The following is a 22,969-nucleotide window of genomic DNA, read 5'->3' as shown; positions in this document are numbered from 1 at the left end:
GCCGCCTGAGCGGCGCGCTTCGTCTCAGTGCCCACCGTCGACGCTGCGGGCGGCGTCGGCGAAGCGTTCGGCTTCTTCGAGCAGTCGCCGCGCCGCCGGGAGCAGCGCGCTCCCGGCCGGCGTGAGCTTGACCACCCGCTTGGTGCGGGCGAAGAGCATCGTGCCCAGCTCCCATTCGAGCTTGCGAATCGCGCGGCTGAGCGGCGATTGCGCCATCGCCAGCCGCGCGGCGGCTCGCCGAAAGTGGAGCTCCTCGGCGACCACGACGAACGCCGCGATGCGCCGCAGGTCCGAGACGGGCGGGAGCGGTGCGGGGGCCCGTTCCGTCATCGGTTCCGCTCCCACGATCCGTAGCCGTGCTGCAAGATCTCATCGCGAATGAGCGACTCCGCCTCATCGACCGACGCGAGACGATGACGCTGCTGCACCTGCAGCATCGAGTGTCCCAAGAGAAAGTCCATCAGCGTCAAGAGTCCCAAGCGCCGGCGCACCGCGATTCGCTCAGCCGCATCCCGGTTCGGGGGGACAATCATCCGCCGGACTCATGACGGGCGCGCTGGTGGTCTGCGTCGTGGTGGTGGACGCGGTCGTGCTGGTGGACGCTGTCGCCGTGGTGAGGAGCAACAACGCGGCCAGAAGAGCTGTTAGCATGTCGAGCGACCTCCGAGTGGTGTCGCTCGACGCTAGTCAAAAGGGCGCACCGGCCCGCGATCAAGATTGACTACGTGCTCCGTTGGCACGTGTCATCGCTGCGTGAAAACGTGACCGCGAGCTAGGCGATGATGCCGCGCTGGCGCGCGATCGCGACGGCCTCGGCGGCTCGTCGCGCTTCGAACTTGGCCAGAATCGCGCGGGTGTGGTTGTAAACGGTGTTGCGCGTGCGGCCCGTCTCCTCGGCGATGCGCTGCGCGCTCCAACCACGGCCCAACAGCTGCAGCACCTCGAACTGCGCGATGGTGAGGTCGGCCGGCACCGCTTGCAGCCGGTGCTCTTCGGCCGCCCGCGCGAAGACGCGCGCCAACCCGTGCAGGCTGCGCGGCGCTTCGCCGAGCCGTCCGGCGCGCATCAGTGCCGGCAACGCGTCCTCACCCTCGCCATGACGTGACTCCCGCACCGTCAAGACCCGCTGCGCGCGCACGTCGTCTCCCAGCAGCAGACAGGCGGCGGCGATGGCCGCTCGCGCCATGCGGCGATGCCATCGCTCGTATGCCGGACCGCTCGGTCGGGAGTGCGCGAGATCGTGGACGGCGCGGCGCACGGAGTCGCGCGCTTCGACGTCCTCGTGCCGCGCGGCGGCGGCCAACGCGATCAGCGCACGGCACAGGGCCGACTTCGACGTGCGCGGCTCGGTCGCGGCCAGCAGCACCTCGAGCAGCGTCTGCATCGCCCGCATGTCGGACCAGCCGCGCACGGTCGCGTATGATATCGCATACGGAAAGCGTTCGACGTACTGCTGCGGCAGGTTCTTGGCGACGATGCGCTTCTCGATCGTCGCCACGCGCGACTCGTCAGCCAGGTGAACGGCGAGATCGTACTCGGCGATCAGTCCTTGCAGCTCCATCGACGCGTCGTCGGACCGTTCCGCCATCTCACGCCAGAGCGTCGCATGCAGATCCGCTTCGGCGAGGTTACCCGTCACGCTGCGGTGGATGCTGTAGATGATCGAGTGGCTGGTGCTCGCCAGGCGCCACGCCTGCAACGGGGCGCACAGGCCGGCGCTGGCCCGCGCGGCGTCGAGCGCCTCGGCATGGTCGTTCAGCAGAAAGGCGACGCGCGCCAAGCGGTGCAGAACGCGCGCGCGCACCAGGTCGTTGGTCTCGTGTTCCAGTGCGGCGCGCGCGCGGGCGGCACGCCGGCGCGCGACGCGGCGGGATCCGCCCTCGAGTGCGATCAGGGCACGAAAGACGTCGGCGCACGCGAGCCAGCCCGCGGCGTGGAGCGCGTCCGCGCAGCGCTGCAGCCCGACGGAGTCGTGCCGCATGACCAAGATCGGACCGAGCACGTCGGCGAAGAACGCGCGGTCCTCGCCGACGACGCGGCGCATGCCGCGCTGCAGCAGCGCGATCGCTCCGTCGACGTCGCCTTCGTATTGCGCCAGCACCGCACGCAACAGAATTCCCGCCGGTTCGGTAGCGACGATCCGCCGCGCCGCCGCATGGATTTCCGACCGCGGGCTGATGGCAGCGAGCCGGTACGCTTCGAACATCGAGGCGCGAGACAAGACTACGGCCTATTCGGACCTATCAGGTCTCACTCCGCTCCGGCGCGGGTGAGACCCAATTGGGCTCAATCGCGGTCAGGCGAGCCCGTCGATGCGCAGCACGGCGGCGGACTCTTTGCGCAGTTGGCGCGCCAGTGCGGGTTCCTCGATGAGCGAGCGCCCGTACGAGGGGACCATCTCGCGCAGCTTCGCCCCCCAGCCGTTCTTCACGTGCTCGCCGTAGGCGCGCTCGATCACTTCGATCATCGTCGCGACCGCCGTCGACGCGCCGGGCGAGGCGCCCAGCATCGCGATGATCGAACCGTCCTTCGCGCCGACCACCTCGGTGCCGAACTGCAAGATGCCGCCGCGCTTGGGATCGCCCTTGACGATCTGCACGCGCTGGCCGGCGACCTCGAGCCGCCACTCGCCCTGTTTGGCGTTGGGGAAGTAGTCGCGCAGCGCCGCGAAGCGTTGCGCGGGCGTCTCGAAGATCTGGCCGACCAGGTACTTCTCGAGCGCGAGATTGTCTTTGCCGACCGCCAACATCGGCCCGATGTTGCCGGCGTCGATCGACTTGAACAAGTCGAGGTACGAGCCGTGCTTGGTGAACTTCGTCGAGAAACCGGCGTACGGCCCGAACAGCAGCGCCGTCGCGCCGTCGACGTGGCGGCGGTCGAGATGCGGCACCGACATCGGCGGCGACCCGACCGAGGCTTTGCCGTAGACCTTCGCGTCGTGGCGCGCGGCCAGGTCCGGATCGTCGTTGCGCAGCCAGATGCCGCTGACCGGGAAGCCGGCGTACCCGCGCGCCTCGGGGATGCCGGACTTCTGCAAGAGCGGCAGCGCGCCGCCGCCGGCCCCGAGGAACACGAACTTGGCGCTGACCTCGTGCGTCCCGCCGTCGCGCACGTTCTTCGCCTTCACGCGCCAGCGGTCACCGTCGCGCTTCACGTCGACCACGCGGGTCGAGTAGGCGACCTCGAAGCCCTCTTTGCCGAGCAGCGAGTCGAGCAGCATGCGCGTCAGCGCGCCGTAGTCGACGTCGGTGCCGGCGATCGTCCGCGTCGCCGCCACGACCTCGTTCGGATCGCGTCCTTCCATCACCAGCGGAACCCACGACTCGAGCTGCCGCTTGTCGTCCGAGAACTCCATCTCGTCGAACAGCCCGGTCGGCCGGAGCGCCTCGAAGCGCTTGCGCAGGTACGCGACGTCCTCCGCACCGCGCACGAAGCTCATGTGCGGCACGCAGTGGATGAAGCTCTGCGGGTCGGCGAGCGCGCCGGTTTTGACCAGGTACGTCCAGAGCTGCCGCGAGAGGTCGAACTGCGTGTTGACGACCAGCGCCTTGGAGACGTCGATGCTGCCGTCGGCCTTCTCGGGCGTGTAGTTCAGCTCGCACAGCGCCGCGTGGCCCGTGCCCGCGTTGTTCCACGCGTTCGAGCTCTCCAGTGCCGCCGCTTCGAGACCTTCGTAGACGGCGACCGTCAGCGAGGGGTCCAGCTCTTTGAGCATCACGGCCAGGGTGGCGCTCATGATGCCGGCGCCGACGAGCACGGCGTCGACCTGGCTGGATCCGATCGCTGGGCTGCTCATTCCACTCCTCTTGAGGTTGCTGGGCGTAAAAAACCGCCGGGCTATGCTACCACCTGGCGCAAAGGCCGTCCACGTCCTCTGTCGGAGGGTTTAAAGCAAGCGAGCAGCCGGCCCTCGAGCGGCTCAGGCTCCGTAGCGCTCGGTCCGGACGTCGGCGGCCGGCACGCCGGCGGCGACGGTGCCGTCGGCCGCGACGTCGACGAAGGGATTGGTCCCACAGACGAACGCGATCGCCGGGAGGCTCGGCATCTTCGCCAGCACGTCGTGCATCATCGCCGCGTCGACGCGGCGGCCGTAGTCCCCCGGGCGCCGAGGCGGCTCGCGCGTGAGCGTGAGGACCAGCGTGAAGCCGTCCTCGCGCGCATCGAGCGCCAGCAGCTCGTCACGATACAAAATGTCGTCCCAGGTGCGCGCCGAGAGCAGCAGCAAAACGGGCACGTGCGATCCGGCGGCCGCGCGGTGACGGATCATCGACATCAGCGGAACCAGACCCGAGCCGCCGCCGATCAGCAGCACCGGACCGCGTTCGGCCGGCGGCCAGACGAAGTAGCCGCCCAGCGGACCGCGCAGCTCGATCGGATCACCGACCGCGACGACCTCGTGGAAGAACGCCGACACTTCGCCGGTGTCCAGCAGCTCGATCGCGAGCTCGATGCGGCCGGAGTCGTCGGGCGCGGAGGCGATCGAGTAGCTGCGCTGCGCGCGGTATCCGTCGGGCGCCGTCAAGCGAACGTCGACGTGCTGCCCGGCCGCGAACGCGAACGGCTGCGGCAAGTCGAAATAGAAGCTCTTGATCCGCGGCGTCCGCGGCTCGACGGCGACGACTTTGGCCGTCTGCCACGGGATCGGCTTGACCGCGAGCGCGCGAGCGTCAGTCACCCGCGAAACGCTGCTCGCGCCACGGATCGCCGTACATGTTGTAGCCGCGCAGCTCCCAGAACCCGGCCTCGTCCTTGGTGGTGAACTGCAGCGCGTTCACCCACTTGGCGGACTTCCAGAAGTACAAGTGGGGCACCAGCAAGCGCGCCGGGCCGCCGTGGTCGGCCTCGAGCGGCTGGCCGTCGTAGGTGACCGCCACCATCGCCTTGCCGCCGGCCAGGTCGGCCACCGGCACGTTCGTCGAGTAGCCGCCGTAGGAGTGCGCCAGCACGTACTGCGTCGGCGCTTCCAGCTGCGCGTCGGCCAGAATGTCGTCGAACGAGACGCCTTCCCATTGCGTGTCGAACTTCGACCAGGTGGTCACGCAGTGGATGTCGCGCGTGACCTTCGTCTTGGGCAGCGCGTTGAAGGCCGTCCAGTCCCAGGTCTTCACCGGCTTGGGCCCAACCTTGAGCGTGAACGACCACTGCTCGGGTGCGACGCGCGGCGTCGGCCCCGCCGAGAGGACGGGGAAGTCGTCGACCAGATGCTGTCCGGGCGGGAGCCGCTTCGCGGCGTCGGACGATGGGCGCCGGCCCGAAAATCCTCGCGTGAACACGTGTGCCCGTTCGACTCCTCCGATGGCCTCTCCGGTTGCGCGCCGGTCAGTAGTCCGAGTCGTCGCCGAACGCGATGACCGGGCAGTTGACGACGAAGCCCGCCGCGCTCGGCTGCTGCCCGGCGAGCGCGGCGTACGACGTCAGCCGGGCGGTCTGCGGACGCGCGACGACGTAGGCGGTCCAGAGCGGCGAGTAGGCATTGGCATCGTCGGGGCGCGCGACGTCCGGGACCTGCGAGAGCACGTTGAAGGGGGCGCTGATCTCCGGCGCGTTCGCGAGCGTCGCGTCGCGATCGAGCGGCGTGTCGAGCGCGAGATAACGCAGGCCCTGCGCCGACGCAGGCGCCGTCGGCCCGTTCGCCACCACGCCGATCGGGATCGTCGCGCTCGCGTGCGCTTTCGCCAACCGCGGAACGTAGGTGGAGCGCTCGACCGCCGCCGCGACCGGATCCGACGCTTCGGTGCTGATGTAGTACATGGGCTTTCCGTTCACGAACCCGCGCGCCAGCGTCAGCGTGACCGTCATGCGCGTCGTGTCGATCGCCAGCACGCGGTCTTCGGTGTTCGCGTGATGCGTGACGTCGAACGGGCCGTCGCCAGTGGCGACGATCGGTGCGTTGAGGACGCCCGGCTCGCCCGCGACGCGCACGAACGGCGAGTAGGCGGCGTCGGCGAGGCCGCCCGGCGTCGCGGACGTCGGCGGAAAGCCACCGGCCGAGGCAACGTAGGTGCGCGTCGGCGCGAAGTCCGGGGCACCCGCGAAGTCCAGCCGGCCGCCGGCGCGCGTCGCGGTCTGCGTCGCTTCGTCGCCGATCGTCGCCAGGGCCGGCGAGAAGATGACGTGCAGCCGACGTGCCGTGGCAACGTCCGAGGCGTCGGTGACGATGTACCAGACGGCCTGGCCGTGCGCGGTCCCGCGGTACACCGGCAGGACGGCCGTGTGTGCCTTCGTGTCGACGGTCAGGACGCTCGGCAGGATCGCCCCCGTGGGCGCAGCGGCGACCGCGACCGACGGGAGGCTCGCGAGTAAGCTCGCGAGGGCAACGGGAAAATGCTTCCACATGCCGCCACCGTACCGCCCCCCGACCGCTCGGCGCGGTAAGGATGCTTACCGGCCGTGACGTACGATACCGGCGTGGACACCGTCGCGTGGCTGCTCGACGCCGATCCCGCCATCCGCTGGCAGGCGATGCGCGACCTCACCGATGCCTCGCCGGCGGAGATCGCGGCCGAGCGGGCCCGCGTTCCGCGCGAAGGCCTCGGCGCCGCGATTCTCGCTGCCCAACACGCGGACGGCGCGTGGCGCCGGTCGACCGGCTCCACGTGGCTGCCGACGCTCTTCACGCTGCAGCTGCTGCGCGCAACCGGCGCCGATCCGGCGGACCCAGCCGTCGCGTCCGCCATCGCCCGCCTCGACGGGACGCTGGGGTGGGACAACCGGAGCGGTTACTGGGAGTTGGGACCGCTCGAGCCCGGCGTGAACCCGTACTTCGCCGGCGAAGTCGAACCGTGCATCAACGGCGGCGTGCTCGCGCTCGGCGCGTACTTCGGGCGCCCGACGAAGAGCCTCGTTCAGCGTCTCCTCGGCGACCAGCTCGCCGACGGCGGTTGGAACTGCGAAGCGCCACCGAGCACGTGCTCGTCGTTCCACACCACGATCTGCGTGCTCGAAGGACTGCTCGATTACGAGCGCGCCGTCGGCGGCGCGCCGGAGATCGCGGCCGCCCGCCGCCGCGGCGAGGAGTATCTCCTCGAGCGCCGCCTCTTCCGGCGGCGCTCGACCGGCGAGGTCGTCGATCCGGCATTCCTCGAGCTCGCGTTCCCACCCCGCTATCGCTATGACGTACTGCGCGCGCTCGATTATTTTCGCGGCTCGGGGTCGCAAGCCGACCCGCGCATGAGCGAAGCGGTGAGCCGTGTCGAGAGCAAGCGGCGCGCCGACGGACGCTGGCAGCTCGAGCGCGCGCACGCCGAAGCGCTCGCGGTCCCGATCGGCGAATCACCCGGCGACCCGAGCCGTTGGAACACGCTTCGAGCGCTGCGGGTCGTCGCCTCCGTTCGCCCATGAGCATCCGGCAACTCGCGCCGTGGTGGCGGCAAGCCTTCGGTGAAAGCAACCCGTCCGACCATGTGGATCGCGCCGAGATGGCGGGCCTGCTCACAGCCGATTCCCGCCTGAACCTCAACTTCGTCGTGCTGATACTCGCCTCGTGCGCGATCGCCACGCTCGGCCTTCTCGAGAACAGCGTAGCAGTCATTATCGGTGCGATGATCATCGCGCCGCTCATGCCGGCGATTCAAGCCGCAGCGTTTTCCGCGCTCGACGGCGCCGCGGCGATGTTTTGGCGCAGTTTGATCACTCTTGCGGTCGGCATTGCACTTGCCGTCGTGCTCTCCGCGCTGCTGGCGCGAGCGGTCGGGCTCTCCGAGTTCGGCAGTGAGATTCTTTCACGCGCTCGACCCAATCTCTTGGACCTCGGCATCGCCCTCACCGCGGGTGCGGTGGGTGCCTTCGCGCGTATTCGTTCATCGGTTACCAGTGCCATCGCGGGGACGGCGATCGCGGTCGCTCTGATGCCGCCGCTCTGCGTTGTCGGTATCGGCGCGGCAGCGGCCGACTGGGAGGTCAGCGGCGGTGCGCTTCTTCTTTTCGTGACCAACCTGCTGGGCATCACGCTTGCGAGCATGTGCGTCTTCTTGGTGGGTCGCTACGCGCGGCGACGAGCCGGTTCGGCGTTGGCGTGGGCGGGCGGTCTGACGGCTCTCGTCGTCGTCCCTCTCGCGTTCAGCCTTCAGGCGCTGGTTCGACAAACAGCGCTCGAAGGCGCCTTACGACGCGCGTTGACGACTCAAACCGTTACCTTTCGTCAAGCCACGCTGGTATCGAGCGACTTCGACTGGCTTTCACGACCGCCGACCGCGACGCTATTGATCCGGTCGAGGCAGTTGCCCACCGCACACCAGGTTTCTTTGCTGGAGGCTTTCGCGCAGCGGGCAACCGGCCAGCGCTTCCGTCTCGTCGTGGACGTCTCCCAGATCCAGCGCGTGACCTCCGTCGCGCTTCCTCCGGAACCGTGACGTAATCGGCACCTCGGTGTCCATGCCGAAGGCACCGACAAGCGGAACACGTCAGGGACACTCGGTACGGTCCGGGCTCCCGGGGCGGAACTCGACCACGCAGAAGCCTTGACCTTCGAGCTCGAACGGCACCCCGTCCCGCAACTTTTCCGCCGTGACCGATTGACCCTCGGTCCAGGCATTGCGCAAGCTGTTGTACACGCGGATCGCATAGGTCCCGCGGAGTTGCGGATCGACGATGCGAAGGGCCGCCGCCACCGTGTGCGCGGTCGCGTTGCCGATCAGCGCCACGAATCCGTCAGGCCGGCGCAATCCGACCGCAACGACCGCACCGCCGCTCAGACGAATGAGGTGCGAGATGTCCTCGGTATACGTCTCGGCCGGCTGCTGGGCAAACGGTGTGTTCGAGTACAGCGAGAGCTCCGGCGTCCTCGCCGCGAACCAGGTGAGCGAGCGACCGCGAAACGGCAGATTCCGCATCGCATACCACTTCCACCCGGGTGCCATGCGCGGCGTGAGCCCAGGTGGATCCGTCGCGATGTCCAGCCCGGCGACGCCCTCGATCGCCGCCCACAGATAGCGCGGGGGGAACCACGGCGAGAGCATCATTCCTTGGTTCACCAGCGTCTCGCCGTGCAGCCACTCCGAGAATTGCCCCGGCACGGTGTTGTTCTTGCGCGGGTTGCTGGCATAGTGCGCGAAACTATCGGCCAACGACTTCGACATGAGGTCCGCGTTGAATCGTGCGGCGGCGAACGCGAACCAGAAGGTCGCGCCGACCCAAACGCCGCCGAGCAAACCGTACCCGTGCGTGCCGCCGTAGTTCGGCGCATCGCGCGGCACGGTCCGGATGCCGGCATCGGTCCAGAAATCCTGGGCGCTGAGGCGGCTGACGACGCGGGCGGCCATCTCGTCGTCGGCAACACCGAAGATCACGGGAAAGACGAGGTCGCAGGTGATGTCGCTGCGAGCGTGCCCATCGACGTCGATGTTGAGGTAATAGAGCTCGTTCTCCGGGTTCCGCAGATGCGCGTTGATCGCGTTCCGCAAGTCGACCGCGTGCGCCGCGAACTCGGTCGCGTCGGTCGCTTTTCCCATCAGCGCCGCCATCGTCGCCACCGCGTCCAACGCAGCGTAGCACTCGGAATTGACTTCCGTCGTCGCGCCGGAAAGACGGTAGTTTTGAATCACGTTGCGCCAGCCGATGATGCCCCAATCGGAGGTCTTGGTCGAGGTGCACCAGACCAGCCCACGCTCGTCGCGCTGCGAGAGAATATAGCGCGCGGCACGGGCTGCCGCATCGTACACCCGCTCCAAGAACGCTCGGTCACCGGTCGCGTGATAGTGGTGCAGCAGCGCCAAGACGATCAACGGGGTATTGTCGTTGATGTTGAGGCCGTAATCCTCGGCTTTGCGATTGCGGATGTCGTAGTACTCGACGATCATCCCCGACGGTTCTTGCACGTCGACGTAGGCGAGCAAGGCGTCCCGCGAGATCTCGGGCATGACGTAGTCCGCGCCGTACCCGAACCATGCCGTATCGCGGCCCACGCTGTTGTTGGAACGCGTCGGATCGTTCACGAACGACCACCCCGTCGGTGACTTCGAGATCGTGCGCAGCATGTTCGCTTTGGCCCACGACACCCCACGGTTGAGCTCGGCGTCCGGGGTGATCAACATCGAACGGCCCAACACGGCGGCGAAGTGTTGCCGGGTACGCTCGAGCGCCTCCGCCGCGGGCGGAGCGGCGTCGTACGCACGCTCGGCGGCGGCGCGGCCGTCCACCGAAAGCGCGAACTTGTAGAAGAAGCCGGTCGACTCGCCGGCTTGCAGCGTATGCTCCAGCTCGAAGATGCCCAGGACGTCCTGACCGGCGGCCGTGTCGACCGTACCGGACAGCGGCTTGGGGCAGCGAAACGACATGCCCTTATCGTGATCGGCGGTCGTCTCGTACCCGCGGGGCGGCTGCGAGAGGCCGAAGAGCCGAACCCAATTGGGATTGCCGGCGTTCCACGCGACGATGGCGTGACGCGCTTCGTCGTAGGCGGCGACGACGTCGTGCCCGGTGTGGCCGCGCAGTTGACAGATCGCGTACGTGCTGAAGGTCGCCAGGTCCGGCCCGTCGTTGGTGAATTCGACCCAGTAATACGCTGCGGCGGGTCCGGTCTCGCCGTCGCGCAGAGCGCCGTTGAGCGCGAAGAGGTTCTCGTGAACGCTGACGTGATTGGGAAGCTCGTACTCGTGCTCCTGGTGCCCGGGATGGATGATGAACGTTCCGCGCCGCGGGACGAGCTTCGCCCGCGTAACGGTGTCCCAGAAGTGCAGCACGACGGTCCCGAAGAAGACCTCGCCGGCATCGATCGAATACAGCTTCTCGATCGCCCCGCTCGCTTTGATCGTCATGCACAGATTCGGGCCGCCGAGCGTACTGCCGGCCGCCATCTGATCGTCGGCGATGACGTACGCGCCGACTCCCTCGCCGGTTCCGATCGTCTGTGCAGGCGTACCCGTCGACACGGTCACAGCGACCCGCTGTGCCGGATCAGGCCCCCGTCGACGAAAAAGGTGGAGCCGGTCGAGTACGACGCGGCGCTCGAGGCCAAGAACGCGCACAGCTCGGCGACTTCGTCGGGGCGCCCCATGCGTTTGAGCGGGATCTCGGCCAGCAATTGGTTCATCTCTTTCGGGTCGGTCTTCAGGTTGGCATCCATGGGGGTGTCGACCGCGCCCGGCGCGACGTTGTTGACGAGAATGTCATGAGGAGCCAGTTCGACCGCGATGGTGCGCATGAGCATCCGCAGGCCGCCCTTGGCGGCGCAGTACGGCGCGTTGGTCGGCATGGCCAGATCTTCGTGAACGGACGAGATGTTGATGATGCGGCCGCCACGGCCCTGAGCGATCATCTGCTTGGCCGCGCGCCGGCTGCACAGAAACGGTCCGGTGAGGTTGATGGCGATGACCTTCCCCCACTCGTCGTCGGGCGTGTCGACGAACGGCATCTTCTTCTCGACGCCGGCGTTGTTGACCAGAACGTCGACGCCGCCGAACGTCTTGATCGTCTCGTCGAAGAGCATCGCCACCTGGTCCGCGTCGCTGACGTCCGCGGCGACGGCGATGGCCTCTCCACCGATCATCGCGAGCGCGGCGACCAGCTCGTTCGCGGGCTCGCTCTTGCCGACGTAGTCGACGACGACCTTCGCGCCTTCCTTGACGAATTTCGTCGCGATGGCCCGACCGATGCCGGTCGACGCGCCGGTGACGATACAGACCTTGTTCTCGAGAGTCATCGTACGCTCGCAATATCCTGAGGAAAGGGAAAGTCGAGGGTCCAATCGAGCATGACGCGGGCCTTGCGGTCGTTGCCGGGGAGTTGCCCGAGATAATACGTCCGCCACAGCAGCCACGCCGGCAAACCGAAGAGCTTCACCCGGCCCCCGATCTCCGCCAGGCCTTCGTGCGCTCCGATCGAGGCCATCATCCCGCGCGCGCGATACGCGTACGGACGGGTCGCCTCGCCGCGCACCTTCGCCACCAGGTTGCGCGCGAGCCGGCGCGCTTCGTGCACCGCATGCTGCGCCGTTTGCGGATAGGCACCCCCGCCGGGCTTGGGAATGTGCGCGCAGTCGCCCAGCGCCCAAACGCCGGGCGCTCCGATCGCGGACAGGTCGGGACGAACCTCGATCGCCCCGTGCTCGGAGCGTTTGAGCGCGATGCGCTCGAGCGCGGGGGAAGGCCGCTCGCCGGCGCTCCAGATCACACACCGGGTGGCAAAGCGCCGCCCCGACGCCAACGTGAGGCCGCCGGCGTCGACCGATGCGACCTGATCGGAGAACACCACTTCCACTCCGCGAGACGCCAGCATGGTCGCGGCGCGCTGACCGAGAGCGGGCGACAATTGCTCGAGCAGACGATCGCTACCCGCGACCAGCACGACCCGAATATCGGTTCGCTCGACGTGGGGATAGAAGCGCGACGCCGAGCGCAGGAAAGCGAGCAGCTCACCCGCCGCCTCCACGCCGGTGAAGCCGCCGCCCACCACGACGAAGGTCGTACGGCTGCGCCGCTCGTCCTCGTCCATCGCGATGGCGGCGTTTTCGAGCGAAGTGATCGTCACGTCCCGGACGACGACCGCGTCGTGCACGGTCTTGAGCGGAAACGAGTGCTCCTCGGCGCCGGGAACCCCGTGCGTCGAGCTCTCGGCTCCCAACGCCACGACGAGGTGATCGAACGGCAGGGTCGCTTCGCCACCCTCGCGCCGCTTGGTGACGGCGACCGTACGCGCGTCGAGATCGACACCTTTCAAATCGCCCAACTCGAAGGCGGTCGTGCGCAAGATCGCGCGCAGGGGCGGCGTGATGTGCCGCGGCTCGATCGATCCGCTCGCCACCTCAGGCAGCATCGGCGTGAACAGCATGTAGTTCTCGCGGTTGACGATCGTCACCGCGAGCTCGCCTCGGCGGCCGTCGTGCTCGAGGTGGCGGGCGACGTTCATCCCCGCGAAGCCCGCTCCGAGGATCACCACGTTCTCAGGCATCCACGGCTCCGTTCGCACGGCCGATCTGCCCCAGCATGACGGCCAGCTCGTCGGTGCCGGTGAGCACGCTGAACTCCAGGTCGTAGCTGCGCGATTCGCCCGGTTCGAGGAACGGCAGCGTTCCGCGTTTGCCCGCCTCGACGCGCCCCTCGATCGTCGGACAGTTGGCCGGCTCCATGCCCATGACGTAGGTTCCGTGCGCGAGCATGCGCCACGTGAAGAACGCCGGCAACTGGACGGGGTCGAAGCGAATCGCGAGGCCGAGCCCGCGCCCCTCGCACAGTTGCGGATTCCACAGCACCGCCGCGGCGCGTCCATCGGCGCACGCGATCGGCTCGTGGACGAACACCTGCTCCTCGAAATCTCGCCGCGGTTCGGCTCCGCGGTCCCATACCGCGAGACCGCGCGCCGCTTGCGCGTCGCGTGGTCGAACGCTCGCATGGGACACATACAGCCGGGCATCCGGCGCGAGGATCGGGAAGCCGCCGTTGCAGTGGTACAGGATCATATGCGGGCGTCGGGTGCCGGCCTCGTTGGTCACCGTGTCGTGGAGCTGCAGGCTCCTGCCGCCGGCGAACGCGCGCAGGCGGCGCTCGAGCCGAAAATTCTCGCCGAAGACCTGGGTTTCGCGCATCGTCCCCGCGACTTCGAAGACGCAGGTATGCTCGTCAGGCCAGCTCGTTTCGCAGCGCACGCTTTCGGCCGGGGCCAGGTTGATGCGGCCGTGCAACCCAAACGTGCCCCACGCATCGCTGCCCGCCGGACCGAAGTTCGCCAGGCCGCACGTCGTGAACAATCCGCCGGCGAACGTGCGCAAGAAACCGTCGGCTTCGTGGTCGGCGTACGCGGGAGCGGCGACGTCGTTGCACGAGCGCCAGCAGAGCGGCACGCCGCCGTACGACGCGAGCGCGACGTCGAGCGCGCGGTCCGCAACCGACACGAACGAAAACCCGCTCCCGGTCCGCACCGAGAGTTCGCGTACACCCCGACCGCGGCCGGCCGCGCGTTCGAGGGGAGTGACGCCGGCGAGTGTGTCGAGACGTCCGGTGAAGGCGGCCAACTCCGATCGGGAGTAGCCTCGCCCGAAGAGTTGCGGCATCACTACGCTCCTACCCACGCGAGCCGCTTTCCTCGCGTCATCGGCTGCAGCGGTCGCTGCTTTGGGTATGACCCCGATGCAATGTGGCGTTTCGGAGTCAGCGAAGTCACGACGTGGCCATGGTCCTTCGAGCAGGACGCCTCGCGCTACGAAGCGCTCGGCGCGGCGGCGATCGAAATCTGGGAGTTCAAGCTCGACGAGAATCCGCGCAAGCGCCGCGATCAGCTCTCGTCCGTGCGCGATCGTGGCCTCTCGGTGTCGTCGTTCCAAGCGGACGTGCACGCGCTGCTTCCGACGCATCTCGCACCGACGCCGGTCGCTCTAGATGCGCGACGGGACGTTTTCGTCAAGACGCTCGATACGCTCGCGCCGCTGATGCCCGGCACGGTCTTCGTCCTCAACACCGGCGTCGCGGCGGACGGCGACGTGCAGGCCGCCTTCGAGCAGACGGTCCGAGCCTATCGTGGACTGGCGCATCACGCCGCCGAGCTCGGTGTTCGGCTGGCGCTCGAACCACTCCATCCGCTAGCGATGAATGAGGACTCTTTCGCCTGGAATCTCGAAGACGCGCTCGACCTCGTCGACGCGGTCGGCGCGGACGCGCTCGGCATCTGCGCCGACGTCTGGAACCTGGCGGGCCAGCACGATCTGCGCACGCGTCTCGCGCGCTGCGCGGGCAAGATTTCGCTGGCGCAGGTCTCCGACTATCGTCGCCCGCGCTCGTTTCTGGACCGGCTGGCCGTGGGCGACGGCTCGATCGACTTTCAGCCGTTTCTCGACGGCCTGCGTGACGCGCGCTACGAGGGTCCCTTGGTGCTGGAGATCTTCTCGAAGGACGTTCCCGACTCGCTTTATGACGGCGACCTCGACGCGGTCGTCGAGCGCAGCCGCGACGCTCTGGCCACGCTCATGGGCGGTCCCCCGGAGCGGGCCGGCTGAGGCGCCTCGACTCGACTTCGATCAGACGGCGATCGCGAAGATCGCGCCCGGACCGGACTCGTCTTCGATGCCGCCCGAGACGTAGAGCGTGCGCTCGTCCGGGGAGAACGCGGCGTGGCTGGTCGCCCGGTTCCCGGCCGCCAGCCGATCGATCAACGCGCCGTCCGGAGCGTAGACCAAGATCTCGCAGGCTCCGTAGTGCGCCACGAACAGCCGTCCGTCCGACGCGACGGTGAAACCGTCCGGTACGGTGACCGTCCCCGGCGTTCGCGGGGTGCGCGCGAACAGTCTGCGCTCGCCCAACGAGCCGTCGTCGGCGAGCGGATAGCTCCAGATCGTCCCGGTCACGCTCTCGCCGACATACAGCGATGCGCCCTCGCGCGCCAAGGCGATGCCGTTCGCGTACGCGATGCCGGCCGCGACCTCTCGCACGGTATCGTCTCGGTCGAATCGGTAGACGCGGCCTTGCGGATCGGGCGGCACCGTCGCAGGCGTCTTCTTGTATCCCGAATCCGTGACGTAGCACGTTCCCCGACTCGTATCGAGCGCGACGTCGTTGGGATAGGTCAGCCACCGCCCATCGACCTGGGTGGCGAGGACGTCGATCGTCGTGCCGCTCCCGTCCAGGCGTTGGACGGAACCGGCGCTCGACATGACCAGGTGGCTGCCGTCGACGTCGATGGCGTGACCGTTCGCAGCCGGGACGTGCGCCCACACCGCGCACGCGGACCCATCCGCACGCATGCGCATGACCGTGCTGACGCTCGTCATCGAAAAGAACACCGTCCCATCGGGGGCGACGACGACGCCCTCCGTATAGTGATCGGTGCGGACGAGGAGACGTGGTGCCATCCTCCGAGCTTTTCCCCGCGGCGCCGCACGCCAAGCAACCGTTTCGCCGATCGTTACAATGCTCTCGCTTTCGGATACAACTCCAAGGCGAACGTCTCCTCATCACGTCCGCAGCACCGGAAAGTGAGTACGGCCTCGTGCACGGCGATGACGGCGACGATGCCGTCGAGAATCTTCGTAACCACGTACGTGAAGGACGCTTTCAGCGCACCCTCGCTCTGCTCGCGGCCGGCGCCAGCGCGCTCAGCGGGTTGGAGGTCGCCTACGAGCACTACCGCGGCAGCTACGGTCAGCGCATCATGTATACGCCGGTTGTTCTGAGTGCCGCGCTGACCGGCGCCGGTGTGTGGGCGTTCTTCAGCCGCTCGGCCGCACGCTCGATCTTTCGCGCCGTGTCGGCGGTGACGCTCGCCGATTCGGCGCTCGGGTTCGTCTTCCACGTCCGCGGCATCGCGCGCAAGCCGGGCGGCTGGCGACTTCCGATCACCAACGTCATCATGGGACCGCCGCTCTTCGCGCCGTTGCTGTTCGGCACCGCAGCCTATCTCGGCCTCATCGCCTCGTTCCTGCGACGGGAGGACGCGCCGGCGTCCTCGCGCGCGGCCACGCGCGAACCGCTCACGCTCGAACAGGACGTGCGCGAGGGTCGTTTTCAACAGCACATGCTGATCGTGGCGGGGCTGAGCGCGAGCTTCAGCGGCGTGGAGGCGCTGTACTCGCACTACAAGTCCGGCTTTCGCTATCGATCGCAGTGGTGGCCGGTCGCGCTGGCGCCGCTGCTGGCCATCGCTTGTGCGGCCGGAGTCCGCGAACGCCGCTACGCGGTAACGGCCGTCCCGCTGCTTTCCGCGGTCGCGCTCGCGGTGGCCGGCCTCGGCTTCTTCTATCACGTGCGCGGTGTGCTGCGCCGTCCCGGCGGCGCCAAATATGTCCTGTACAACGTCATGTACGGGCCGCCGGTTTTCGCCCCGCTGCTCTTCGGTGCAGCCGGCGGGCTCGGACTGCTCGCGAGCCAATTGCGCCGGAGCGAGCGATGAGCGCCGAGCGTGACGCGCCCGCCGACGTCGAGGTGTCGCAGCGCGATCAGCCAGGGTATTATCCGGGGTTCAGCACGCTCGGCCAGAGCGACGCGTGGGACCCCACCACGCGCGAGGTCGTCGTCGCGCGCGTCCACGCGCCGCCGCCGATCCGGTATTTCGACGCGGCGGCTGCGCAGTTTTGGACGGCCGTATTCGAGCATCTGCTCCCCCAGAGCGATCGGACCCCCGAGCGGCGCATTCCCATCGTGAACGCCGTCGACGCACGCCTGCACGACGATCGTACGGTGGGCTACCGGTACGCCGATATGCCGCCCGATCGCGAAGCGTATCGGCTTGGGCGCGAAGCCATCGACGCCGAAGCACGCTGCGCGCAGGACGCCGCGTTCGTCGACCTGACGTACGCGCAGCGCGAAGCCGTCCTGGCACGCATTCACGACGGTGCGCCCCAAGCGGCGCGAGCGATTTGGGAGCGCATGTCGGTCCACCGCTTCTGGCAGCTCATCGTCGGTGACGCCGCCGACGCCTATTACGCCCACCCCTGGGCCTGGGACGAGATCGGCTTCGGCGGCCCCGCGTATCCGCGCGGCTACACGCGTCTCGAACGCGGCGAGCCCGAACCGTGGGAGGTGCGCGAACGGCGGTACGCGTGGAGCGCGCCGCCCGGCTCCGCCTCTGATGAGGTCGAGAACGTGCACGCGTTTTTCCTGGAGTCCGAGCAGCACCGCTCGCACGCCAAGAACGCCGGCCGTCGATGAGCCGGCACGCACTGGGGACGCGCCAACGCCTTCCGGCGCCGATGCGTCGTCATGCCGAGAACGATCCCGTCGACTACGTCGTGGTCGGGGTCGGCTCGGCCGGCGGCGTGCTCGTGCAGCGCTTGGCGCGCGCGGGCTTCCGCGTGGTCGGACTCGAGGCCGGTCCGTTCTGGGACACCGACCGCGATTGGGTCAGCGACGAAGCCGGATCACACCGGCTCTATTGGGAGGATCCGCGGATCACCGGCGGCAGCGATCCGCTCGCACTGGGCGCGAACAACAGCGGGAAAGGCGTCGGCGGCGGCTCGGTGCACTGGGCGTCGTTCACGCCGCGACTGCACCCCTCGGACTTCGAAACGTACACGCGCGACGGCGTCGGTATCGATTGGCCGCTCTCGTACGACGACATCCGGCCCTACTACGAGCAGCTCGAGCTCGAGATGCCGGTCGCCGGGCCGGCGTATTACCCCTGGGGCCACCCGCACGGGTACGCGTACGGGCCGCACCCGATGGGCGGCGTCGGCAACGCGCTCATCAAAGGGTGCAGCGCGCTCGACATTCCGGTGAGCATCGGCGGCCCGGTTGCAATCCTGAGCGGAGCGCACGGCGATAGGCCGCACTGCATCTATCGCGGCTTCTGCATCCAGGGCTGCAAGGTCGGCGCGAAGGCGAGCACACTGATCACGCACGTTCCCGACGCGATCACGAACGGCGCCGAGATTCGCGACCGCTCGATGGCGTACCGCATCGAGATCGGCCCGAACCGGCGGGTGACGGCGGTTCATTATTTCGACGACGACGCGAACCCGCACGTCCAGCGCACCAAGGCGGTCATCGTCTGCGGGTACGCGATCGAAACGCCGCGCTTGCTGCTGAACTCCGCGTGCGCCGGCTTCGAGAACGGCTTGGCGAACTCGAGCGGTACCGTCGGCAAGTACCTGATGGCGCAGGCCGGGAACGTCGTCTTGGGGCGGTTCGACGAGCCGGTACGGATGTACAAGGCGCCCCCGGCGCACGCGCTCACGGAGGAATTCTACGAAACGGATCCCCGCAACGATTTCGCGCGCGGATTCGCGATTCAGACCGTGGGTCCGTTGCCGATCGCCTTCGCGAAGCAGATGATCGCGGCGAAGAAGGCCTGGGGCTGGGGGTTACGTCGCGAGATGATGGACTACAATCATTGGGCGGCCTTCGGCGTGCTCGGCGAAATCTTGCCATGGGACGACAACCGCGTGACGCTGGCGCAGGAAACGGATCGGTTCGGCATCCCCGTCGCACACGTGAGCTTCAACCTGCACGACAACGACAAGAAGCTGATCAAGGCCGCCAAGGAGAAGACGATGGACGTCATGTGGGCGGCTGGTGCAACCGAGGTCGTCCAGGAGGCGCGGTACGCGCACCTGGTTGGCGGCGCGCGAATGGGCAGCGACCCCGCGACCTCGGTCGTCGACGCGTTCGGCAGGTCCCATGACATCGCCAACCTGTTCGTCTGCGACGGCAGCGTGCTGCCGACGCAGGGTTCGGCGAACCCCGGCCTGACGATCCAAGCACTCGCCGCGCGAACGGCGGACTACCTCGTCTCGGCAGGCGACTCCGTCTTCACTTCGGACGCCCGCGACCTTGCGCCGCCGCCGCTGAGAACGTCGCTCGCGCCGCCCGCCACCTGGGGCAAAGGCGTTCCGCGTCTCACGTGAAGCGCCGGTCAGATACGGTAGCGCCTCACGGCATCCTCGTTCCACGCGACGCCCGTCCCGGGGCGTTCGGGGGCGATAGCGGTCCCGTCTCGGATCGTAAGGGGTTCGAGCAGCACGGGCGCCGCCCAGTCTACCACTTCGAGCAGATCACAGTGCGGCGAAAGCGCCAGCAAATGCACGCTGACCTCGGGAAACAGATGTGACGAAAGAGGCAAATCCTGGGCCACCGCCGCCGCCTCGAGCCATCCGCTGACCCCGCCGATTCGTTGAAGGTCGAACATCAGCAAATCCGAGGCCCCGGCGGATATCGACGCGGCGACTGCGTGCGCGCCGGAAAAATTCTCGCCGATTTGGATCGCAGTCGTCACGTGAGCCGCAATCGCCGCGGCGCCGCTATAGTCGTCGTGAACGATCGGTTCTTCGATCCACCGCGTGCCTTCGGTGTCCAGAGCGGTACACCGACGCAGTCCCTCGTCGCGATCGAGTACTTGATTGTAATCGACGAGCACGGCGACGTGGCTTCCGATCGCGTCACGGACCGCGCGCACGACGGCCACATCCTCGGCGAGCGTGGGATATCCCAGCCGCAGCTTGATCGCCGCGTACCCTTCCTCAACGAGTTCGCGGGCTTCGTCGGCGGCCTTCGCCGCCCCGATCAACCCCAATCCGTTGCTGTTGTAGCAATTGACGGGTGTCGGGGCCCCGCCGAGGTAGCGCACCAGGGGTTGCCCCGCGTGCTGAGCGAGCGCATCGTACATCGCGACGTCGATTCCGGATAGCGCCATGGCCACGGGCCCGGCATTGCCGAACAGCCGCCAACGGCGTGCCAGGAGCGCCTCTGCGCTTCGCGGACTCAAAGGCGTACCGGAAATGAGCCCCGCCGCGTCGCGAAGGACTCGTTGCATGAGCTGCTGGCCCACGCGGTCGTAGCAGAACACATAGCTACGGCCCGTCACTCCAACGTCCGTTGCCAGGTCGATGAGGAGGAGCGGAGCTTCGCGAATGATCGACGCACTCGTTGAGAGCGGACGTCGCATCGGCACACTGACGGCGCGAACGGAGAGCCCAGTAACCGTCACGGCCCGACGACCGGAGGACCATCGACGTAGACGGAGAGGACGTTACGAACGAAGTCGTTCGCCGGCGTTGGTATCCCGGCTCGTGAGCCCAGGTCGGAAACGACGCCATGAAGCCAAGGAACTTCAAGACGGCCCCCGCGCTCGAGATCTCCGTGCATCGAGGAGGTGAACGCGGGATGCAGTGTGTCGCAGAACGCCAGCCGATTCTCTGCGAAGTCGTCCGGTAGCTGGACACCGCCGGCCCTTCCGACGGTAGCCGTCTCGGCGAACAGCGCAGCGAGGAACGTTCGCGCGCCCGCGTTACCGCGGATCGGGCCGATCGGTTGCCGAATGACCGACGTCGCTCCGCTGAAGCCGACGAGAAACACGAACTTCTCCCAGACGGCGCGTTCGATGTCCGTGCTCACTTCGACGTCGATGGCAGCTCGTCGGCACAGTTCGGCGAAGGCCGCCACGCGCTCGGATGACCGACCGCCGTACTCACCCACGACCAGCCGCTGCAACTTGCCCGTGTGCCGAATCACGCCCGGCTCCGCGATCGCAGCTCCGATGTAACACAACGCGCCCACGACGCGCTCACTGCCGAACGCCGCGCGTAGCGCATCGTCCTTCGTGACGCCGTTCTGAAGCGACATCACGGCAGTTCGGTCGGTCATCAGGGGAGCGATTGCCGTGATGGCGGCTTCTGTGTCCCACAGCTTCACGCTGAGAATCACGAGATCGACGGGTCCGGCTTCGCGTGGCTCCTCACAGACGGTTACGGCAATGGTAAGATCGCCGAGTTCGCTTTGAATGCGCAGTCCTTGGTCGCGGAGGGCTTCGAGCTGTGTGCCCCGCGCGATGAAGGTCACGTCAGCGCCGGCAGCCGCCAGGCGGCCTCCGAAATATCCGCCCACTCCGCCGGAGCCCATGACAGCGATGCGCATTCTACCTCCAGTTCGACCGATGTGTCTTGTCTTCGCATGAGCGTGATACGGCGCGCGGCGTCGCGCCGTAAGGAGGCTTACCGCACCTCGACCGCGCGGGCGAAACAGCCCCTCGCCTCCGATCTTGGAAGCCACCGAGCGCTTGAATCATGCTCAGCGGTAAGGGCGCTTACATCGCTTTCTGCGCCTCGGTGCCATGATGCCCTGGACCTTCTCTCTGGAGGACCACATGAATCGGTTCGCCCCCGCAGTGCTCACCCTCGCACTAGCTGCCATCCCCTTCGCCGTCTCCGCTCGAGCCCCGGCACCGAAAGCGACCGGCGCGATGACGCACCACGCCATGAGCCACAGCAGTTCGATGGCCCACGGCACGATGACCCACGGCACGATGAGCCATAGCACGATGAGCCATAGCGGCTCAATGGCGCATGCTTCGAAGCCCCACGCCTCACCGAAGCCCTAACATGCCGACGTTGAACGACCGGCTCGCAATGATGCGCGAGAAGGCGGCGACGACGCTCAAGCCCGAGGTCGCGCAGCTGCTCGAGCGCCACCTCGGCGAACTGCGCACCGACGGTGCCGCAAACCACGCGCTCACGGCCGGCGACGTAGTGCCGGCGTTTGCCCTCTTGGATCTCGACGGCAATCGCGTCTCGTCCGCGGAGCTCCTCTCCAAGGGCCCGCTCGTCGTGTCGTTCTACCGAGGCACGTGGTGCCCGTTCTGCAACGAGGAGCTCAAGGCGTTGAACGACTCGTACGAGCACTTCCGTCATCTAGGCGCCTCGCTCGTCGTCATCACGCCGCAGTCCGCCGCATCCGCCGGTGCCTATCGCGCGAAGCACGACATCGCCTTTCCGATGCTGGTGGACCCCAATGCCGACGTAGCGGAACGTTTCGGTCTCGCATACTCCTTTCCGGCATACCTGCGCGACTTGTACCGGAACGTCTTCCGTAACGATCTCGGCCGCATCAATGCGGCCGGCACATGGCGCCTGCCGATCCCGGCCCGGTATGTCATCGACCGCAACGGCACCATCGTCGATGCGCAGGTCAACGCGGATTATCGTTATCGGCCGGATCCCGAAGAGACACTGGCCGCCGTTGCCGCATTGACGCCTTTGGCATCTTGCGCAAGCACTCGCGATCACCGCGCGCTCTGAGGGACCGCAATGAAACGCGCAGCGCTCCTCGCCACGATACTCGGCGGCGCGGCGATTCTGCGAGCGCAGTGCGCCCAGGCGGCGCCGAGCCTCGGCTCTCTCGCGCTGGCCACGGGATGGTTGGGCGGACACCCCACGCTCGCGAGCCTGAGGGGCCGGGTCGTCCTGCTCGACGTCTTCACGTTCGAGTGCGTCAACTGCACGAACGTCACGCCGGCGTTGAAGAACCTCTACGCGGCCTATCCACGATCGGAGCTCGAGATCGTGGCCGTGCACACGCCGGAAGTGCCGAGTTACCAGAAGGCCATCGGCTACGTAGCGAGACAGCGCCAAGCCGCCGCGCTGCCGTGGCCGATTGCGCTAGACAACGAACATCGCATCTGGGACGCCTATGGCGTCTCTGCCTGGCCGACGCAGCTCATCTTCGACCGCGCCGGACACCTCAGGTACACAATCGTCGGCGAGGGTCAAGATCGCCACGTCGCAGCTGCCGTGCGATCTTTGGTCCACGGCTTCATGGTCTCCTGACCGCGCCGGCAG

23 protein-coding genes are annotated in these 22,969 nt (G+C 67.7%); 9 read left to right on the top strand and 14 right to left on the bottom strand.

Annotated elements, in window-relative coordinates; genetic code table 11:
• Positions 1 to 24: 24 nt before the first annotated feature.
• Positions 25 to 330 (bottom strand): LysR family transcriptional regulator, encoded by a 306-nt coding sequence (locus VMD91_04805; GenBank protein HTW83377.1) that lies wholly within the window; start codon positions 328 to 330, stop codon positions 25 to 27.
• A complete protein-coding gene (locus VMD91_04800; protein HTW83376.1) occupies positions 327 to 491 on the bottom strand; it encodes a hypothetical protein in 165 nt (54 codons plus the stop codon). The genes VMD91_04805 and VMD91_04800 overlap by 4 nt, the downstream gene beginning before the upstream one ends.
• Positions 492 to 544: 53 nt before the next feature.
• Here VMD91_04800 and VMD91_04795 point away from each other — a divergent pair, with 53 nt between their 5' ends.
• Positions 545 to 721 carry a hypothetical protein gene (locus VMD91_04795; protein HTW83375.1) on the top strand — a complete coding sequence of 59 codons (177 nt, stop codon included), beginning with the start codon at positions 545 to 547 and terminating at the stop codon, positions 719 to 721.
• A 51-nt stretch (positions 722 to 772) separates the two neighbouring features.
• Here VMD91_04795 and VMD91_04790 read toward each other — a convergent pair whose 3' ends face one another.
• From VMD91_04790 to VMD91_04770, 5 genes are all read right to left on the bottom strand, one after another.
• Positions 773 to 2,101: a LuxR C-terminal-related transcriptional regulator gene (locus VMD91_04790; protein ID HTW83374.1), complete on the bottom strand. Its 1,329-nt coding sequence runs from the start codon at positions 2,099 to 2,101 to the stop codon at positions 773 to 775.
• A 195-nt stretch (positions 2,102 to 2,296) separates the two neighbouring features.
• Entirely contained in the window at positions 2,297 to 3,796 is a 1,500-nt protein-coding gene (gene mqo / locus VMD91_04785) for a malate dehydrogenase (quinone) (GenBank protein HTW83373.1), read from the bottom strand.
• 123 nt (positions 3,797 to 3,919) lie between these two features.
• Positions 3,920 to 4,675, bottom strand: coding sequence for a ferredoxin reductase (locus tag VMD91_04780; GenBank protein HTW83372.1), 756 nt, complete (start codon positions 4,673 to 4,675; stop codon positions 3,920 to 3,922).
• On the bottom strand, positions 4,668 to 5,273 hold the full coding sequence (locus VMD91_04775) for a sulfite oxidase-like oxidoreductase (protein ID HTW83371.1): 606 nt from the start codon (positions 5,271 to 5,273) through the stop codon (positions 4,668 to 4,670). The genes VMD91_04780 and VMD91_04775 overlap by 8 nt, the downstream gene beginning before the upstream one ends.
• 46 nt (positions 5,274 to 5,319) lie before the next feature.
• Positions 5,320 to 6,336 (bottom strand): hypothetical protein, encoded by a 1,017-nt coding sequence (locus VMD91_04770; protein HTW83370.1) that lies wholly within the window; start codon positions 6,334 to 6,336, stop codon positions 5,320 to 5,322.
• 54 nt (positions 6,337 to 6,390) lie between these two features.
• Here VMD91_04770 and VMD91_04765 point away from each other — a divergent pair, with 54 nt between their 5' ends.
• Together VMD91_04765 and VMD91_04760 are read left to right on the top strand one after the other, a co-directional pair.
• Positions 6,391 to 7,341, top strand: a complete 951-nt coding sequence (locus VMD91_04765; protein ID HTW83369.1) for a hypothetical protein — start codon at positions 6,391 to 6,393, stop codon at positions 7,339 to 7,341.
• A complete protein-coding gene (locus VMD91_04760; GenBank protein ID HTW83368.1) occupies positions 7,338 to 8,351 on the top strand; it encodes a DUF389 domain-containing protein in 1,014 nt (337 codons plus the stop codon). The genes VMD91_04765 and VMD91_04760 overlap by 4 nt, the downstream gene beginning before the upstream one ends.
• A 51-nt stretch (positions 8,352 to 8,402) precedes the next feature.
• On the opposite strand, the gene VMD91_04755 is transcribed toward VMD91_04760, so the two are convergent.
• From VMD91_04755 to VMD91_04740, 4 genes are read right to left on the bottom strand one after another with little or no spacing between them, the layout of a single operon-like run.
• Positions 8,403 to 10,874, bottom strand: a complete 2,472-nt coding sequence (locus VMD91_04755) for a hypothetical protein (protein HTW83367.1) — start codon at positions 10,872 to 10,874, stop codon at positions 8,403 to 8,405.
• Positions 10,871 to 11,638, bottom strand: a complete 768-nt coding sequence (locus VMD91_04750) for an SDR family oxidoreductase (GenBank protein ID HTW83366.1) — start codon at positions 11,636 to 11,638, stop codon at positions 10,871 to 10,873. Before VMD91_04750 ends, VMD91_04755 begins: the two co-directional genes overlap by 4 nt.
• Positions 11,635 to 12,885, bottom strand: coding sequence for an NAD(P)/FAD-dependent oxidoreductase (locus VMD91_04745; GenBank protein ID HTW83365.1), 1,251 nt, complete (start codon positions 12,883 to 12,885; stop codon positions 11,635 to 11,637). The genes VMD91_04750 and VMD91_04745 overlap by 4 nt, the downstream gene beginning before the upstream one ends.
• Positions 12,878 to 13,984, bottom strand: a complete 1,107-nt coding sequence (locus VMD91_04740; GenBank protein HTW83364.1) for an aldose 1-epimerase family protein — start codon at positions 13,982 to 13,984, stop codon at positions 12,878 to 12,880. Before VMD91_04740 ends, VMD91_04745 begins: the two co-directional genes overlap by 8 nt.
• 81 nt (positions 13,985 to 14,065) lie before the next feature.
• On the opposite strand from VMD91_04740, the gene VMD91_04735 reads away from it, so the two are divergent.
• Complete coding sequence (locus tag VMD91_04735) at positions 14,066 to 14,923, top strand: sugar phosphate isomerase/epimerase (protein ID HTW83363.1); 858 nt, start codon at positions 14,066 to 14,068, stop codon at positions 14,921 to 14,923.
• A 21-nt stretch (positions 14,924 to 14,944) separates the two neighbouring features.
• Here the strand turns inward: VMD91_04735 and VMD91_04730 are convergent, their stop codons facing one another.
• Positions 14,945 to 15,775 carry an SMP-30/gluconolactonase/LRE family protein gene (locus VMD91_04730; protein ID HTW83362.1) on the bottom strand — a complete coding sequence of 277 codons (831 nt, stop codon included), beginning with the start codon at positions 15,773 to 15,775 and terminating at the stop codon, positions 14,945 to 14,947.
• A 137-nt stretch (positions 15,776 to 15,912) separates the two neighbouring features.
• On the opposite strand from VMD91_04730, the gene VMD91_04725 reads away from it, so the two are divergent.
• Genes VMD91_04725 through VMD91_04715 form a run of 3 tightly spaced genes read left to right on the top strand, consistent with a single transcriptional unit; the run spans position 15,913 to position 19,264 of the window.
• Positions 15,913 to 16,812, top strand: a complete 900-nt coding sequence (locus VMD91_04725) for a hypothetical protein (GenBank protein HTW83361.1) — start codon at positions 15,913 to 15,915, stop codon at positions 16,810 to 16,812.
• Positions 16,809 to 17,570: a gluconate 2-dehydrogenase subunit 3 family protein gene (locus VMD91_04720; GenBank protein HTW83360.1), complete on the top strand. Its 762-nt coding sequence runs from the start codon at positions 16,809 to 16,811 to the stop codon at positions 17,568 to 17,570. The genes VMD91_04725 and VMD91_04720 overlap by 4 nt, the downstream gene beginning before the upstream one ends.
• Positions 17,567 to 19,264: a GMC family oxidoreductase gene (locus VMD91_04715; GenBank protein HTW83359.1), complete on the top strand. Its 1,698-nt coding sequence runs from the start codon at positions 17,567 to 17,569 to the stop codon at positions 19,262 to 19,264. The genes VMD91_04720 and VMD91_04715 overlap by 4 nt, the downstream gene beginning before the upstream one ends.
• A gap of 8 nt (positions 19,265 to 19,272) precedes the next feature.
• On the opposite strand, the gene VMD91_04710 is transcribed toward VMD91_04715, so the two are convergent.
• Both VMD91_04710 and VMD91_04705 read right to left on the bottom strand, forming a co-directional pair.
• The gene (locus tag VMD91_04710; protein ID HTW83358.1) at positions 19,273 to 20,343 is read right to left on the bottom strand and encodes an enolase C-terminal domain-like protein; all 1,071 of its coding nucleotides are present in this window, start codon (positions 20,341 to 20,343) and stop codon (positions 19,273 to 19,275) included.
• A complete protein-coding gene (locus VMD91_04705) occupies positions 20,340 to 21,254 on the bottom strand; it encodes a 2-dehydropantoate 2-reductase (GenBank protein HTW83357.1) in 915 nt (304 codons plus the stop codon). Before VMD91_04705 ends, VMD91_04710 begins: the two co-directional genes overlap by 4 nt.
• A 479-nt stretch (positions 21,255 to 21,733) precedes the next feature.
• Here VMD91_04705 and VMD91_04700 point away from each other — a divergent pair, with 479 nt between their 5' ends.
• Positions 21,734 to 22,429 carry a peroxiredoxin-like family protein gene (locus tag VMD91_04700; protein HTW83356.1) on the top strand — a complete coding sequence of 232 codons (696 nt, stop codon included), beginning with the start codon at positions 21,734 to 21,736 and terminating at the stop codon, positions 22,427 to 22,429.
• Between the two features lie 9 nt (positions 22,430 to 22,438).
• Positions 22,439 to 22,957: a redoxin domain-containing protein gene (locus VMD91_04695; protein ID HTW83355.1), complete on the top strand. Its 519-nt coding sequence runs from the start codon at positions 22,439 to 22,441 to the stop codon at positions 22,955 to 22,957.
• Positions 22,958 to 22,969 lie beyond the last annotated feature (12 nt).

The sequence above is a fragment of the Candidatus Sulfotelmatobacter sp. genome (genome assembly GCA_035504415.1).
In the GTDB taxonomy this organism is placed as follows: Bacteria; Vulcanimicrobiota; Vulcanimicrobiia; order Vulcanimicrobiales; family Vulcanimicrobiaceae; genus Vulcanimicrobium.
The sequence above is the reverse complement of the archived record's forward strand: the minus strand, read 5'-3'. Positions and strand labels throughout refer to the sequence as shown.